This is a genomic window from Sphingopyxis terrae subsp. terrae NBRC 15098 (genome assembly GCF_001598815.1).
Lineage (GTDB): Bacteria > Pseudomonadota > Alphaproteobacteria > Sphingomonadales > Sphingomonadaceae > Sphingopyxis > Sphingopyxis terrae.
Genome location: NZ_BCZQ01000040.1, coordinates 1 through 14,921, shown reverse-complemented (window position 1 = coordinate 14,921; position 14,921 = coordinate 1). Strand labels below are relative to the sequence as shown.

The 14,921-nt window shown below is 62.6% G+C and carries 13 protein-coding genes and 1 tRNA gene; 8 read left to right on the top strand and 6 right to left on the bottom strand.

Annotated features, from left to right (window positions below; all coding sequences use genetic code 11):
• Positions 1 to 20 precede the first annotated feature (20 nt).
• The 8 genes from STE01S_RS18390 to STE01S_RS20915 all read left to right on the top strand — a co-directional run bounded on the left by STE01S_RS18390 (position 21) and on the right by STE01S_RS20915 (position 5,884).
• Positions 21 to 1,688 carry an MFS transporter gene (locus STE01S_RS18390; RefSeq protein ID WP_062770522.1) on the top strand — a complete coding sequence of 556 codons (1,668 nt, stop codon included), beginning with the start codon at positions 21 to 23 and terminating at the stop codon, positions 1,686 to 1,688.
• Positions 1,689 to 1,842: 154 nt separating this feature from the next.
• Positions 1,843 to 2,352: a GNAT family N-acetyltransferase gene (locus STE01S_RS18385; RefSeq protein WP_003039626.1), complete on the top strand. Its 510-nt coding sequence runs from the start codon at positions 1,843 to 1,845 to the stop codon at positions 2,350 to 2,352.
• Between the two features lie 10 nt (positions 2,353 to 2,362).
• Complete coding sequence (locus tag STE01S_RS18380; RefSeq protein ID WP_062770519.1) at positions 2,363 to 4,246, top strand: AMP-binding protein; 1,884 nt, start codon at positions 2,363 to 2,365, stop codon at positions 4,244 to 4,246.
• A gap of 165 nt (positions 4,247 to 4,411) precedes the next feature.
• Positions 4,412 to 4,487: transfer RNA gene (locus STE01S_RS18375), tRNA-Thr, on the top strand.
• Positions 4,488 to 4,801: 314 nt separating this feature from the next.
• Positions 4,802 to 5,110 (top strand): antitoxin Xre/MbcA/ParS toxin-binding domain-containing protein, encoded by a 309-nt coding sequence (locus tag STE01S_RS20570; RefSeq protein WP_062770516.1) that lies wholly within the window; start codon positions 4,802 to 4,804, stop codon positions 5,108 to 5,110.
• Complete coding sequence (locus tag STE01S_RS18365) at positions 5,107 to 5,340, top strand: hypothetical protein (protein ID WP_003041875.1); 234 nt, start codon at positions 5,107 to 5,109, stop codon at positions 5,338 to 5,340. The genes STE01S_RS20570 and STE01S_RS18365 overlap by 4 nt, the downstream gene beginning before the upstream one ends.
• 143 nt (positions 5,341 to 5,483) lie before the next feature.
• Positions 5,484 to 5,702: a hypothetical protein gene (locus STE01S_RS18360; RefSeq protein WP_156000989.1), complete on the top strand. Its 219-nt coding sequence runs from the start codon at positions 5,484 to 5,486 to the stop codon at positions 5,700 to 5,702.
• Between the two features lie 47 nt (positions 5,703 to 5,749).
• A complete protein-coding gene (locus STE01S_RS20915; RefSeq protein ID WP_255266020.1) occupies positions 5,750 to 5,884 on the top strand; it encodes a hypothetical protein in 135 nt (44 codons plus the stop codon).
• 7 nt (positions 5,885 to 5,891) lie between these two features.
• Here STE01S_RS20915 and STE01S_RS18355 read toward each other — a convergent pair whose 3' ends face one another.
• The 6 genes from STE01S_RS18355 to STE01S_RS18330 all read right to left on the bottom strand — a co-directional run bounded on the left by STE01S_RS18355 (position 5,892) and on the right by STE01S_RS18330 (position 14,469).
• Positions 5,892 to 7,124 (bottom strand): NAD(P)/FAD-dependent oxidoreductase, encoded by a 1,233-nt coding sequence (locus STE01S_RS18355; RefSeq protein ID WP_255266019.1) that lies wholly within the window; start codon positions 7,122 to 7,124, stop codon positions 5,892 to 5,894.
• 12 nt (positions 7,125 to 7,136) lie between these two features.
• Positions 7,137 to 9,287 (bottom strand): catalase, encoded by a 2,151-nt coding sequence (locus STE01S_RS18350; protein WP_082813424.1) that lies wholly within the window; start codon positions 9,285 to 9,287, stop codon positions 7,137 to 7,139.
• A 68-nt stretch (positions 9,288 to 9,355) separates the two neighbouring features.
• A complete protein-coding gene (locus tag STE01S_RS18345) occupies positions 9,356 to 10,636 on the bottom strand; it encodes a glycoside hydrolase family 130 protein (protein WP_062770503.1) in 1,281 nt (426 codons plus the stop codon).
• A gap of 12 nt (positions 10,637 to 10,648) precedes the next feature.
• The gene (locus STE01S_RS18340; RefSeq protein WP_409372003.1) at positions 10,649 to 12,925 is read right to left on the bottom strand and encodes a glycosyltransferase family 4 protein; all 2,277 of its coding nucleotides are present in this window, start codon (positions 12,923 to 12,925) and stop codon (positions 10,649 to 10,651) included.
• A 189-nt stretch (positions 12,926 to 13,114) separates the two neighbouring features.
• Positions 13,115 to 13,861, bottom strand: a complete 747-nt coding sequence (locus STE01S_RS18335; RefSeq protein ID WP_062770499.1) for an HAD-IIB family hydrolase — start codon at positions 13,859 to 13,861, stop codon at positions 13,115 to 13,117.
• Positions 13,858 to 14,469: a hypothetical protein gene (locus STE01S_RS18330; RefSeq protein WP_003041859.1), complete on the bottom strand. Its 612-nt coding sequence runs from the start codon at positions 14,467 to 14,469 to the stop codon at positions 13,858 to 13,860. The genes STE01S_RS18335 and STE01S_RS18330 overlap by 4 nt, the downstream gene beginning before the upstream one ends.
• Positions 14,470 to 14,921: the final 452 nt, after the last annotated feature.

Genomic DNA, 14,921 nt, shown 5'->3' with positions numbered 1-14,921 from the left:
CAGGGACAGGGAGAGGTTTCATGGCAACGGCATATGACCATTTGCCCAAGCATCACGAGGCGACGCAGAGCGAAAAGCTCGTCATCACCGCCTCGTCGCTGGGCACCGTTTTCGAATGGTATGATTTTTATCTCTACGGCCTTCTGGCCACTATCATATCGGCGCAATTCTTTTCGGGCGTCAACGAAACGACCGGCTTTATCTTCGCGCTGGCAGCCTTTGCCGCGGGCTTTGCGGTGCGTCCCTTCGGGGCGCTGGTGTTCGGGCGGATCGGCGATCTCGTCGGCCGAAAGAACACCTTTCTGGTGACGATGGGCTTGATGGGCCTTTCGACGTTCGTAGTCGGCCTTCTTCCCTCCTATGCCACGATCGGCGTTGCAGCGCCCATCATGCTCATCGTCATGCGGCTGGTGCAGGGCCTTGCGCTCGGCGGCGAATATGGCGGCGCGGCTACCTATGTCGCCGAACATGCGCCCAACAACCGGCGCGGGCTGTACACCAGCTTCATCCAGACGACCGCGACGCTCGGCCTGTTCGCGGCGCTGCTCGTCGTCATCGGCACGCGCACGCTGATCGGCGAAGAGGCGTTCAAGGACTGGGGCTGGCGCGTGCCCTTCCTCGTTTCGATCATCCTGCTCGCGGTGTCGATGTGGATCCGCATGCAGCTTTCCGAAAGCCCGGTCTTTCAGAAGATGAAAGATGAAGGCACGACCTCGAAGGCGCCGCTGACCGAAGCGTTCGGCCAGTGGAAGAATGCCAAATGGGTTCTCGTCGCGCTGCTCGGCGCGGTCGCCGGTCAGGCGGTGGTCTGGTACACCGGCCAGTTCTACGCGATGTTCTTCCTTGAAAAGATGCTGCTCGTCGATGGTGCGACGACCAATATCCTGATCGCGATCGCGTTGGCGATCGGCACGCCCTTCTTCATCTTTTTCGGCTGGCTGTCGGACAAGATCGGGCGCAAGCCGATTATCCTGGTGGGTTGCGCGCTGGCCGTCATGACCTATTTCCCCGCCTTCCACGCGCTGTCCGAAGCCGCGAATCCGGCGCTTGCCCGGGCCCAGGCTTCGGCGCCGGTGACGGTGGTGACGAACGACGCCGACTGTTCGCTGCAATTCGACCCCGTCGGCAAGAACAAGTTCGACGCCAAGAGTTGCGACATCGCCAAGGCCTTCCTCGCCAAAAACGCGATCGGCTATGCGAACGTCGCCGCGCCGGCAGGCAGCGTCGCGGTCGTCCGCATCGGTGCCGAAAGCTTTACCGCTCCCGATCCCGCCAAGGTAACGGGCGACGAACGCAAGGCCGCGATCACCGCTTTCCAGGGGCAGATCAAGGATGCGCTGACCAAGGCGGGCTATCCGGCAAAGGCCGATCCGGATGCGATCAACAAGCCGATGGTCATCGCCATCCTGACCTATCTCGTCCTGCTCGTGACCATGGTCTACGGCCCGATCGCCGCCATGCTGGTCGAATTGTTCCCGAGCCGCATCCGCTACACCTCGATGTCGCTGCCCTATCATATCGGCAACGGCTGGTTCGGCGGCTTTCTGCCGACGACAGCCTTCGCGATGGTCGCGGCAACGGGGGATATCTACTACGGCCTCTGGTATCCGATCGTCATCGCCGCGCTGACGGTGATCGTGGGGCTATTGTTCCTGCCTGAAACCTTCCGCCGCAATATCGACGCATAGGCGGGCCTTTCGGCACGGACCGGGGAGGATGGCGGGTCGCGCATCCTCCCCGGATTTTTTCACCCCCGATTTTTCGGGGCTTTGCGCTGGATCAAGGCATAATTGGACGCCGGGGCGCAAGAGGCACAGGCTCTTGAAAGAAAGGCTCTCTCCCATGGACACGACGCTTCTGCTTCCCACCCGTTCCGGCATCGACGTGCTGGTGCGACCCGCCACCGAAGCCGACGAGGCGGCGCTCGTCGATTTCTTCGACCGCGTCAGCGACGAGGACCGGCGCTTCCGCTTCTTTTCGGCCGGCGCCCACGTCAACCACCGCCAGCTCGAACCGCTGATCCACGCCGACCATTATCGCAGCGAAAGCTTCCTCGGCTTCGACGCCGCAAGCGGCAAGTTGATCGGATCGGCGCTGCTCGCGTGCGATGCGGCGATGGACACTGCCGAAATCGCGGTGTCGGTGTGCAGCGACTATCGCGGCAAGGGGGTCGGCTGGGCGCTGCTCGATTTCGTCAGCCGCGAGGCCGAACGGCGCGGCGTCCGGCGCGCGATCGCGATCGAGGCGCGCGAAAATCACGCCGCCATCGAACTCGAGCGCGAAAAGGGCTTCGCCCCCGAAGCGTTCGACGGCGACCCGACGCTGGTGGTTCTTGCCAAGACATTTCGATAAAGGACGACAGATGAGCGACGCCTACCGGCAGGCCTGGACCGACAGCATCACCGACCGCGACGCCTTTTGGGGCGCGGCCGCGCGGGCGATCGACTGGGTGACGCCGCCGCAGCGCATCCATGATGCCGATGCGGGCTGGTTTGCCGGGGGCACGCTCAACACCGCCGCCAATTGCCTTGACCGCCATGTCGCGGCGGGGCGCGGCGATGCGCCGGCGCTCGTCTATGACAGTCCCGTCATCGGGCGGGTGCGCCGGTTCAACTATGCGCAATTGCTCGAAGAAAGCGGCCGCGTCGCGGCGATGCTCAAGCGGCTGGGCGTCGGCAAGGGCGACCGCGTCGTCATCTACATGCCGATGATCCCCGAAACGGTGTTTGCGATGCTCGCCTGCGCCCGTATCGGCGCGATCCACTCGGTCGTTTTCGGCGGTTTTGCGGCGCTGGAACTTGCCAAGCGCATCGACGATGCCGCGCCGCGCCTGATCCTGACGGCCTCGTGCGGAATCGAGGGGAGCCGGCTGATCGCCTACAAGCCGATGGTCGATGAAGCCCTCGCGCTCGCCAGCCACCCGGTCGAGCATGTCGTGCTGGTCCAGCGCGATGCGCTTGCCGCCGACCTCCAGCCGCCGCGCGATATCGACTGGATGACGCTGCGCAGCGAATGTGCCGGCGATCCGATACCCGAACCCGCGGTCATGGCGGCGAACGATCCGCTCTATATCCTCTACACCTCGGGGACGACGGGCACGCCCAAGGGGGTGGTGCGCGAACATGGTGGACATGCCGTCGCGCTCGCCTGGTCGATGGCGAATATCTATGGCATCGGCGCGGGCGATTGTTTCTGGGCGGCATCCGACGTCGGCTGGGTCGTCGGCCACAGCTATATCGTTTATGCCCCGCTCCTCGTCGGTGCGACGACGATCCTGTTCGAAGGCAAGCCTGTCGGCACCCCCGACCCCGGCACCTTCTGGCGCACGATCGTCCGCCACGGGGTCAAGACCTTCTTCACCGCACCGACAGCGATCCGCGCAATCCGCAAGGAAGACCCCGACGCCGCCTTTCTGGCCGACATCGGGACGGGCGATCTTGAAGCAATTTTCCTCGCCGGCGAGCGCGCCGATCCCGACACCATCGCCTGGCTGGAAGAAAAGACCGGCCTGCCGGTGATCGACCATTGGTGGCAGACCGAGCTCGGCTGGCCCGCAATCGCCAGTTGCTTTGCGCTCGGCGACCTGCGGCGCAAGCGCGGGAGCGCTGGCTTTCCCGTACCCGGCTATGAATTCGTCGTGCTCGGCGAGGACGGCCAGCCGGTCCCCGACGGGCAGAGCGGATCGATCACGATCAAGGCCCCCCTTGCCCCCGGCGCCTTTCGCACCTTGTGGAACAATCCGGTCGGCTTCGCGCGCAACTTCGAAAGCTTCCCCGGCTATTATGAGACGGGGGACGCGGGCCATTTCGATGCCGAAGGTTTCCTCCACATCATGGGCCGCACCGACGATATCATCAATGTCGCGGGCCACCGCCTATCGACAGGTCAGATGGAACAGATCGTCGCGCAGCAGGACGGCATCGCCGAATGCGCGGTCATCGGCGCCGACGATGCGATCAAGGGGATGATCCCCGTCGCCTTCGTCGTCCCCCGCGCCGGTGCCCCCGATCCCGATACGCTGGTGCGCCTCGTCATCGCCGCCGTGCGCGCCGAATTGGGCGCGGTCGCGGCGCTGAAGACCGCCTATGTCGTGCCGCAGCTTCCCAAGACGCGGTCGGGAAAGATCCTGCGCAACCTGCTGCGCAGCATCGTCAACGGCCAGCATGTCGAATGCCCGCCGACGATCGAGGATCCGGGGGTACCCGCGATCGTCCGCGCAGCCGTCGCGGCGCGGTCAGCGCCCTGACATTGGTCGAAGCCAGTAGCGTTCCGCGCCGATGCGGCAGCCGGACAGAAATGGCCGCTATCGTCGTCACACATCGCCCCCGCAGGCGCACGAAATCGCCGGAAACAGTTTCTTCGCAAGGACGCTTGTCTTCGCCCCGGCACGCTGATAGAGGCGCCCATCGTTGCCGCTTTAGCTCAGTTGGTAGAGCACATCATTCGTAATGATGGGGTCAGGTGTTCGAGTCACCTAAGCGGCACCATCCCTTCCACAAGGGATTTCCGAGACATCCGGCGGAAGGCCAGTGGAACGAAATTAGCGGACGCTCCAAGTATTGCCCGGCGTTCGCTTGAAAGGTCACCTCCGTACTGGCTCGTGCAATCGAGGCGCAACCACGTTCCGCAGGAACCGAATAGACGCTGAGGGCCCAGATTCCCGATATCCGTTAGATGATCGGCGCGACATCTTATAATCCTGGCCCGAGCTCCCATATAACGATCATCGTGGCACAGATTCTTCGTAGGCGGCCGCGGCTGAGAGACCTGGTGCTCCCGCTTACAAGCAGGAGCCACGCCCATGCCGCCCGATCCAGATCAATCCCAGTCGGCCGCCCCGGACGCGCCTGTCCTATTGAGACCGCAATCGAACCGATTTTTCCGTAAGAGCCGCAGTCCATTCGCCCTCGATGACGCACGGCGTCAGGGGGGCATCAGTCAGCTCGCCTTCCTGGCGATGGGCGGACGCGATCCGGCGATAGCCTTCCTGAACACCGACAACGCCGCGCTCGGCGGCCGCCCGCTCACAATCGCGACCGCGAGCTCCGAGGGATATGAACTGGTTGCGGCAGCGATCCGCGGCTGGCCGAGCGGCCCAGGATTCAAATGAGCCGCGCGATGAACATTTCGCTGCCGGAGGACGAAGTCAAGCGCCTGTGCCTTCTGCAAGGTGTCAGCATCAGTGCGATCGAGCCGCTTCAGTCGGGCGGCACCCGCCTTGTCTGCACATCCGGCTCCGGCGCCGAGGAAATGCGCCTCCGGCTCCGCGGTCACCTGATCGACGGCAATGTTCTCCGTTACCGCTTCTATCGCCCACCGGCCACGCATAAGCGCCCATAAGGCCGGCGCGCGATTTCGTGGTGAGCGAACGTCTCTCCGGAACCCGAATAATGTCGGTATTCGTGCGGCACATTTATCGGGATGTGCTATAGGTCTCCCATCACCTGAAATCGAACAAGCTCCATGTGACAGAGGGACGATCCGTGCTCTCGCTTGATGCAGGAGCACACACCATGTGCCTTATTCAATTGCTCGAAGACGAGCAGATCGCGCTCGCGCGATACGCCGCCGCAACAAATCCCTCGGCGATCGACCGTTATGGGCGCCTGATCGAAGGGATCGGTCGGCGTCTGAAGGCCTTTCCCTATCAGCATCGCCCTTATTTTCCGCTCAACAGATCGCGGACGCAAACGGCTCGCTAGCACGTTTGCGAACACGCGCATCCTGAAACCGAAGAAAGATATCTGACATGGCCAAATCGCAAAAACGCAGCAATCGCGAAATTCGCAAACCCAAAGCCGCCAAGGCGAAGCCGCCGACCGCGCTCGCAGCCCAAGAGGCCTCCGCGGTGCAAATGACCTCCAAGTCGAAGGGCAATCGCTGACGCGCCGTCAAAAACTGCGATGGAAGCTGACCAGATCGGCGTCGGGATCGCCATAGCCGCAAATCAGGCCACGCAGCATCTGCGCAGCCATCATCGAGAAGGTGATGCCATTGCCGCCATAGCCCATCGCGGCATAGCAGTTCGGCATACCCGGAATCCGACCGATAGTCGGGGTACCGACCGGACTGTCTCCAAAACTGCCCGCCCAGCTGTAAGCGGGGGTTGCGTCCACTCTTGGCAACAGGGCACCAAGCTTTCGCGATAGCGTCGCTGCCTTGTCGGGGAGCTTTGCATCCCGGAGAGCCGCGTCAGCGATTTCCTCATCCTCGCCGCCGCAGATGATTTCTCCGCGTGGGGTTGTTCGGATGTAGAGATAGGGGTTCGCGGCTTCCCATATCATTGCGGCGGTCGGCCAGATGGCGCGGGGCTGCGGGCGCGTGGCGATCGACCAGCTCGAGATGATCTTGTTCCCCTTGCGCGGAATCCCCTTCATCATCTCATAACCCGTTGCCATGACGACATGGCGCGCGCGAATGCTTGGCCCGCGCGCCGAGACCAATGTTACACTTTCGCCCGTCGGCGCGATGTCGCAGATGTCGACGGGCGAATAGAGCCGCGCGCCCCGCGCCAGCGCGACGTTCAGATAACCTGCAGTGAGGCGGCGCGGATCGGCCGAATAATTGCCAAAGCCTAGCAGTGCGTGGCGTCCCTTTATCCCGTAGCGATCCAGCACTGCGGCGGGTTTGAGCAGCTCGACCTCGAACCCCGCGCGCCGCCGGGCGTCGGCTTCACGCGCAAGACCTTCGGCGTCGAGAACGTTGCCGTCGAGATAGATCGAGGCGCGCGTCGCCCCATCGACGGCGAGGCCCAGCCGTTCGGTCCGTTCGCGTAGCGCGTCGACCGACTGGCGCGATCGCCGCCAGATGCGTTCGGCCTTTTCGCGCCCGATCCGCTCGGCCATCAAGGCCAGCGGCGTGTCGAGTTCATATTGCAGCATCGCGGTCGACGCCGCAGTCGATCCCTCGGCCGGTCCCCGGCGATCGACGATAACGGTCTTGAGACCCGCGTCCGACAACGCCTCCGCGATCAGCGCGCCCGACACGCCAGCCCCGACGACGACAACGTCGCACGCGATATCTCTTGTCAGCGACCGCGCAGCGATCGCGGGACGACGCCGTGCCGACCAGATCGACTGGCCGGTCCGAAGATCGCGATGATGGGTCGCCGATGCGTGGCTCACCAGGACAGGCGATCAGGCAAGATCGCGCACCCTGGCTTCGCGGGCCCAATGACGCCGGGTGCCGACGCTCTCGAACTTGTCGATCGCAACGACACCGCCGTCCTTTTCGACCCCGGCCTTGTCGAGCAGCAATTGCGTCGCTTCGTCATGCGCGATCGTCTTGCAATGGCCATAGGCGTCCATGAACCACTGGACCGCCGAGCCCTGCTTTGAGAGGGCCTCGGCCTGATCCTCGGTGAGGATCGAAGCCACGGCGTCGAACAGCACCGAGGGCGAGCCCGCGAGCTGGCCATCGGCCTTGAGCGTACCGCCCTTGACCTTGATCCCGCCGACCTTGGGCGCGACGAGGAAGACGGTGCCACCGGCGCTTTCGATGTCGCCCTTCAGCTTATCGATCACCGCCTTGTCCGATCCTTCGGCAAAGAGGATCGCGACCTTGCGGCCCTCCATCGTGTCATCGGCATTCTTCTGGATCGACAGCGCATCGGAGGGTTTGAGATTGACCGGCGCGCGCGCGGCCGGTTCCTTTGTGGGCAAGTCGATGGCGAGCCCCGCGGCGACACGCTTTGCCAGATCCTCGTCGATATTGCGAAGCTGTCCGACAACACGGGCGCGGACATGATCGAGTGTGACCTTCGACAGTTCGAAAACCAGCGCCGAGGCGATATGCGCCTGCTCATTCTCGGTCTGCGACAAATAGAACATGCGCGCCTGGCTGAAATGATCGGCGAAAAGCGCCGCGCGAATGCGCAGCTTCTGCGCGGGATCGTTGCGTTCGTCATTGGCGGCAAAGCTCTTGAAACCCTTATCGGCGCTTGCGCGCGGACCGCCATTCTCGCCGGCCTCGGCCAGGCTGTTCGGCTCGTAATTGGCGCGCCCCGTTGGCACGAGCGTCTGCATCATTCCGTCGCGCTGGAAATTGTGGAACGGGCATTTCGGCGCATTGATTGGGATCTGGTGGAAATTGGTCGTGCCCAGCCGCGACTTCTGCGTGTCGAGATAGGAAAAGAGCCGGCCCTGCAGCAGCGGATCGTTACTGAAATCGATGCCCGGAATGATATTCGACGGCAGGAAAGCGACCTGTTCGGTTTCGGCAAAGAAATTGTCGACGTTGCGGTTGAGCGTTATGCGGCCGACGATCTCGACTGGCACATCTTCTTCGGGGATCAGCTTGGTCGCGTCGAGCACGTCATAAGGTTGTTTGGCAGCGAACGCCTCGTCGAATACCTGCACGCCGAGGTCCCATGCCGGGAAATCGCCCGCGTCGATCGCCTCGAACAGGTCGCGGCGGTGGAAATCGGGATCGGCGCCGGCGATTTTGACCGCCTCGTCCCAAGTTGTCGACTGGATGCCGAGCACGGGCTTCCAGTGGAATTTGACGAATTTGCCTTCGCCCTTTTCATTGACGAAGCGGAAGGTGTGGACGCCAAAACCCTCGATCATGCGCAGGCTGCGCGGGATCGTGCGGTCGGACATCGCCCACATGATCATGTGCATCGCCTCTGGCATCAGGCCGATGAAGTCCCAGAAGGTGTCATGCGCGCTCGCCGCCTGCGGATAGCCGCGATCGGCCTCCATCTTGACGCTGTGGACGAGGTCGGGGAATTTCATCGCGTCCTGGATGAAGAAGACCGGGATATTGTTGCCGACGAGATCCCAATTGCCGCTGTCAGTGTAGAGCTTCACCGCAAAACCGCGCACATCGCGCGGCGTATCGACCGAGCTCGCGCCGCCGGCCACGGTCGAGAATCGGACGAAGACGGGGCAAGTCGTGCCCTCCTTCTGCAGGATAGAGGCCTTGGTCAGCCCGGGGATCGCCTTGGTGCATTCGAACACGCCATGCGCGCCCGAGCCTCGGGCGTGAACGATGCGCTCAGGGATGCGCTCATGGTCGAAATGGAAGATCTTCTCGCGGAGGACGAAATCCTCGAGCAGCGTCGGGCCGCGCTCGCCGGCGCGCAGCGAATTCTGGTTGTCCGAAATGGGATGACCGAAATTGTCGGTCAGGAACGCCGCATCGGCCGATTTGCTGCCCGATGCCACATTCTGGTGCAGCTCGTCACCATTGCCGCGGCTCACCTCGATCTTCGGCTGGCCTTCGCCCGGCTGGTGTTCACGAAACGCATGGTCATTCGCGGGCGACGGCGGCGGAGATTTCGGCATCGGTCATTCCTTCTGCCGCGGAAGGCGACACTCCTACAATCCGCCGCTCCGCCTTATGTTGCGTGTCGCTAGGCCATGGCGGCCAGAATCTCCCTGATCGCGACGAATGCAAAGCAGACCGAACTGTCGGCCACGCCATAAGGCAGGAAAATATCGGCGCCGACGCGGATCGCACCGCAGGTATAGACGACGTTGGGGACATAGCCTTCGCGGTCCTCGTCGGCGGCAGACAGGATCGGATTGGGCGTTCGGCCAATCACCTTGGACGGATCGGCCTTGTCGAGCAGCACCGCGCCAATCGCATATTTGCGCATCGCGCCGACGCCGTGGGTCAGCACCAGCCAGCCCTCGTCGAGTTCTATCGGCGCGCCGCAATTGCCGATCTGGATCAGTTCCCATGGAAAGCGCGGCTCCAGCAATAATTCGCCGTCCTCCCACTGATCGACCATGTCCGAGCGCAGCAGATAGAGATTCTTGCCATCCTGGCGACCGATCATGCAGAATTGCCCGTCGATCTTGCGCGGAAACAGCGCCATACCCTTGTTGCGTCCCGCCTTTCCCTTGATCGGGCTCAGCGTGAAATCCTTGAAATCTCGCGTCCTCAACAATTCAGACTGGATGTCACGGCCGCTGTAGGCCGTGTAGGTCCCGATCCACTCGCTTTTGCCGTTGTCGCGCTCGAACTCGAGCAGCCGCAAATCCTCGAGGCCGTTGCGCTGCGCCTCCGTAATCGGGAAGATCACCGTTCCCGACAAGGTGCTGTCCTTCTGGCGGTAGAGCGAAACGACCTCGTCGGGCTTGTCGTCGCGGTGCGGACCAAGCATCGCCGCAGTAGCGAAGGGGGGCTGCGGAAGCAGCGTCACTTCGCGGTCGCAGGTAATGATTCCCTCGCGAAAGGCGATCGTCGAAATATGACCCTCGCCGACCGCGCGCAGCGACAGGAGGATGCGGATGCAGCCTTCCTCCAGCCCGGTCTGGTCGGGATGACGAACGACGCTGGGGTTCATCAGCGCCGCCGCAGCATAACTATATTCGTGACAGAAATAGGCCCCGATCAGCAGCCGGGTTTCGCGTTTGAGCGCCAGGCCTTCGAGCCCCAGCTTGGGTTCGATCTCGTTGAAACGATCCTCGAACACTTTTTCGATCTGCCAGTGGCGATCGGCGAAGTCTCTGAGCACGACGCCAAGTTCGGCACGAACCGTTCGCGGATTGAGGGCGACGATCTCACGCGCCAGCCGCTGCACGCGTTCGAGATCGGGCCCCGACGCCTGCCACGCCAGATGGAACGGCCGCACGACGACGCGCGTCGGATCGGCGTGCAGCCGCAATTCGTGCTGGAACAGATGCAAATGACTGTCCTTTCAGCCGACTTTCCGGACGAAATCCCGAATGGCATAGGTTGCATGCTGATAGGCGAGAATCGACTCGGCGCCCTCATTCAGATTCAGCCCGCGCGGATTTATACCGTCTTTGCTGGTCCCGGTCAGCGGATCGCCGACGATTACGCCGCGGTCATTGTATCCGGTGAACCACTCGTACGCGCGCCGTGCATGCGCCAGCCAGATGTCGTCGCCGGTCACATCATAGGCGGCCGATGCCGCATCAATCGCGGCCCATATCTCCAGCGGCTGCTGATCGAATGGCCACGGCAACTCATAGGCACGGCCAAAGCTGTCCGACCCGACGGGGCGATAGTGACCATGCGGCGAAATCTGGACATCGTTGATCCACCGCAGCGTATCCACTCCGCACGCGATGACGTCCGCGCGCTCCAATCGCACGCCCGCGCGCAACATGGCCTCGGACACGCGGCCGTTGTCATAGGCAAGCACCGGCTCGAACCATCGCCAGTCCGGTCGCGCCGCGGCTTGATATAGCGCGATCAGCCGGTCGGCGCCGCTGCGCAATATCCGGTTCGCCAGATCATGCGCGGGTCGCGCGGCGAGCACGAAGTCGGCGCCGAGCATCGCGAAAGCGATCGCGCGCGGCGACTGGAACTCCAGCGCTGATGCCGCGGTGCGCTCGAACAGTTCATGCGCCCATTGCCGCAGACCGGGGTCGCGCGCGTCACGCCCCGTCGCGCCGAGCGCCCAGAGGGTTCGGCCGCAGCTGTCTTCAGACCCCACATCCTCGAGCCAGTTGCGTGCGAATCCCATGAAGTTGCGAAACTCGCCGCGGTCGGGGTTCCAGGCATGCTGTACGAACGCCGCAAAGACCGGGGTCAGTTGTCCGCACTTGCCGAGCGCGTCGTCGTCGAGCCGGTGCATCAGCATCAGCGCCCGCGCGTTGTCATCGACGCAATAGCCGTGCGCGCGATCGGGGATCATGTGAACGCTGTGCTGGAGGATGCCGGTATCGTCGCAAATGCGCAGGAACCCTTCGATTCCGATCCGCTCGGGGATAGGCGCAGCTTTCGGCACGACGCGGCTTTCCGCGATCAGCGCGCATGTTCGCTCAGCGAACACCGGCCAGATCATGTCGCGGCCGCGATCATAGGCGCGCCGCTGCAGCGTCAGCAACCGGTCGGAATCGCCGAGCAGATACCGGATCTCATTCGCGATCGCTTCGCTGTCGTTGAAGGGAACGAGCACGCCATGATCGTCGGCAAGTAGCTCGACCGCATGGACGTAGGGCGTGGATATCACGGCCTTGCCCAGCGCCATCGCATAAGAGAGTGTGCCCGACGTCGATTGCTGCGCACCGGTATAAGGCGTCACATAGATGTCGGCTGCCTCGAGAAGGTCGAGCAGATCGTCGGTCTCCATGAACGCATTGATCCAGCGGACATGCGCATCGACCCCGAGCGAGACGGCGAGCGCCTGGAGCCGGTCGCGATAGGCTTCGCCTTCATGCGCGAGCAGATTGGGATGCGTCGCGCCAGCAATGCAGTAGAGGAAGTCGGGCTGATCTTCGATGATCGCGGGCAATGCCTCGATGACCGCCTCGATCCCCTTGCCCGGCGATAAAAGACCGAAGGTCAGCGCGACCTGTTTGCCCGCAAAGCTGAACTGCGGCTTGAACTGCGACGCGCGGCCGAACGGGCGGTCGGGGACGCCATGTGCGATCATTGCGATCTGGTCGTCGTCGGCATGATAGACGCTTCGCAGCAGATCGTGCGAGCGCTCGGACATGACGACCAGCTTGGTCGCGCGCGCGATCAAGCGCTCCATCACGCGGCGCTGATCGGCGTCCGGTTCGGCGAGCACCGTGTGAAGCGTAACGATCAGCGGCGCGGAAACACGATCCACGAGTTCCAGGATCATATCGCCCGCCAAGCCGCCGAAGAGGCCGAACTCGTGCTGCAGCCACACAATCTCGGCACAGCTCGCCTCGATTTGCCGGGCCGCCTCGACAAAGCTACCGGCGTCACCCTCGGTTATGACGTCGCGAACAACGGGGTCGAATATCGTGGGAACCGCGGCCGGCGCCATCGCATATACATCGACGGCGATCTCCGGCGCGGCCACTGCAAGCGATGCGTGGATATCGGCGGTGAAGGTCGCGATGCCGCAGCGCCGCGGAAGGAAACCGCCGATCAGTGCGACCCGGGCAGTATCCGAAGTTTTTGGCCGAAGCGTTTGGCCCGCCTCCAAACCTTCATCGAACGATCTACGATCAAGCGTTTCGTACACAGGCATACCTTCCAAAAAATATGCGACAGAAGGCCTCACCCAGTATTTTGTCGTTTGTTTCGAAGCGCGCAGTCGGCCTCGGAGCATCAGGATACAGAACAACTCAGCGGCGCATCTGTTCCAATTGACCGACGCCTCGAGAGAAGCTTCGCAGGCCAATTCCGGTCATACTCGCCAGACGGCAACGCCCCGCATTCATTTCAGGCAGGCGACGATGATTCCGATGGTTCCACGCGTTTCTTCGGGATTGCGTACCGAGATTGTATCGAGGCCCAGCGCCTTCGCCGGATAATCATTGCCGCCCGGAAAGATCGCATCGCCGATAAAGAGCATCGCACCCAGTTCGACACCGCTGGCGCCGCTTAGCTTCGTCAGGCCATAGGCCTTGTCGACGCCCTCACGGGTAATGTCGATCGAAGTCGCCCCGCCCATGTTGATCGACAGACCGGGCAGACTTTGGCGAAGCTCGGCCTGAATCACCTTGCGTTTGGCGAAGTCGGAATCCCATTTTTCCTTGGCATCGATCGGCGCTTCCTGACCTAGGGCCGAAAAGGTGATCTGACTCCCGCGATCTTCGATCCGTTCGCCCCAGACCGTTTGGGGAACGAACCCGGTCGCCAGTAGCGCCGCATCGAAGGCTTCGAATATGTGTCGCTTCTCCGCATCGGCGAAGATTTCGGCATAGCGCGCCTGCCACGCGCCCGAGCGGAACGTGTAGAGCTTGGTGCCGGTTGTCGGCATGAGCCAGAGCCGGGCAAGGTCCGCGCGCTCGGGAAGGCGTGTCGCCACCTGTTTTTCGAATTGCGGCCAGTCGCCACCGGATATCACCGCGACATCTGCCACGCCGAGGAGATCGGCAAGCGCCTCACCCATTGCGGGTTCCATCGGCTGCTTGCTTTCGGCAAGCGTTCCATCAAGATCGAAGGCAATCAGCCGCTTCATGCAGGCGTCGCTCCGCGCCCGTCGCTCGCCGAGTCCCGCTGCCGCCGCGCGGCGGCTTTGGCATCGGCAAGGTTCGAATAGCGATAGTCGCCCACCGCGAATTGTTCGACATAGGTCCGGATGATGCCATCCTCCTCGTCGCCCGGTGGACGCAGGCCTCCGCCTTCGCCTTCCCACGCCGAGCGTGACGCAGCTTCATCGATCGCGGCGGCGAGAGGGCCGTCCTCCACGCCCAGCGAGCGATAAAAGTCGCGCCCGACGGCCAGAAGGGTGGCGCGAATGTCCAAGACTGGATCGTCAGCTCCGTCGCTTTCGGCAGCCCGATGTTGGTGTGTCGCCTTTTCGAAGGCCTTCGCCATAAGCAATTCGGCGATCAGCACGTCACTGACCATATCGTTTGACGCTTTAACGGCGTCGGCAGGTGATGCAGCGATATCGGCGATAGCCTCGGCATCGCCGCTCAAGCCGCGTCGCTCGCGATATTCGTTGATCCGTTTGGCATAATAGCGCGGCAGGTCAAAGTTTGGCATCGCCTGCCCATCGCGTCGCGCCTGGCTCACGGCCATCAACGCCATTTGATGGTGGTGGAGAAGTTGGTTGAGGTCCATGATTTTGCTCCTTCAGCGGGAGCGCAATGGTCTCTCAGTCGCCAGCACGCGGTGGAAGCGGGCGATGTTATGGAAGTGGGGTCACAGGCTTCCGATTGCAATGAGCAGACATTTATAATTGTAGGTGACCGATGAAAGCCGAGTCATATGTCTCGACTTCCTTCGGAATACGTCTAGCGTCCGACCCGTAGCGACTTTCCACGCGACCTGGAAAGTCGATGGGGCTTCCTTTGGTCACGAACGCAGAGGATGGAAGGGCTTCGCGGTAGCGAAGCCCTTTTGCCCATGCTGCTGGGGCGTCATAAAAAACATGGTGGCCGTTTGCGGACGGTCAGATTTTAGGGAGCCAACTGTTAAATGCGGACATCCCTCTCCCGAGAATAACGCGACGGCGCAAGCGACCGGAACATTCGGCGATTATATACTTGTTTGGACCAAGCGTCAGCGAGAGT

Coding starts and splice junctions, on each gene's coding strand:
- STE01S_RS18390 (WP_062770522.1), top strand. CDS start 21: ATGGCAACGGCATATGACCATTTGCCCAAGCATCACGAGGCGACGCAG.
- STE01S_RS18385 (WP_003039626.1), top strand. CDS start 1,843: ATGGACACGACGCTTCTGCTTCCCACCCGTTCCGGCATCGACGTGCTG.
- STE01S_RS18380 (WP_062770519.1), top strand. CDS start 2,363: ATGAGCGACGCCTACCGGCAGGCCTGGACCGACAGCATCACCGACCGC.
- STE01S_RS20570 (WP_062770516.1), top strand. CDS start 4,802: ATGCCGCCCGATCCAGATCAATCCCAGTCGGCCGCCCCGGACGCGCCT.
- STE01S_RS18365 (WP_003041875.1), top strand. CDS start 5,107: ATGAGCCGCGCGATGAACATTTCGCTGCCGGAGGACGAAGTCAAGCGC.
- STE01S_RS20915 (WP_255266020.1), top strand. CDS start 5,750: ATGGCCAAATCGCAAAAACGCAGCAATCGCGAAATTCGCAAACCCAAA.
- STE01S_RS18350 (WP_082813424.1), bottom strand. CDS start 9,287: ATGCCGAAATCTCCGCCGCCGTCGCCCGCGAATGACCATGCGTTTCGT.
- STE01S_RS18340 (WP_409372003.1), bottom strand. CDS start 12,925: ATGCCTGTGTACGAAACGCTTGATCGTAGATCGTTCGATGAAGGTTTG.
- STE01S_RS18335 (WP_062770499.1), bottom strand. CDS start 13,861: ATGAAGCGGCTGATTGCCTTCGATCTTGATGGAACGCTTGCCGAAAGC.
- STE01S_RS18330 (WP_003041859.1), bottom strand. CDS start 14,469: ATGGACCTCAACCAACTTCTCCACCACCATCAAATGGCGTTGATGGCC.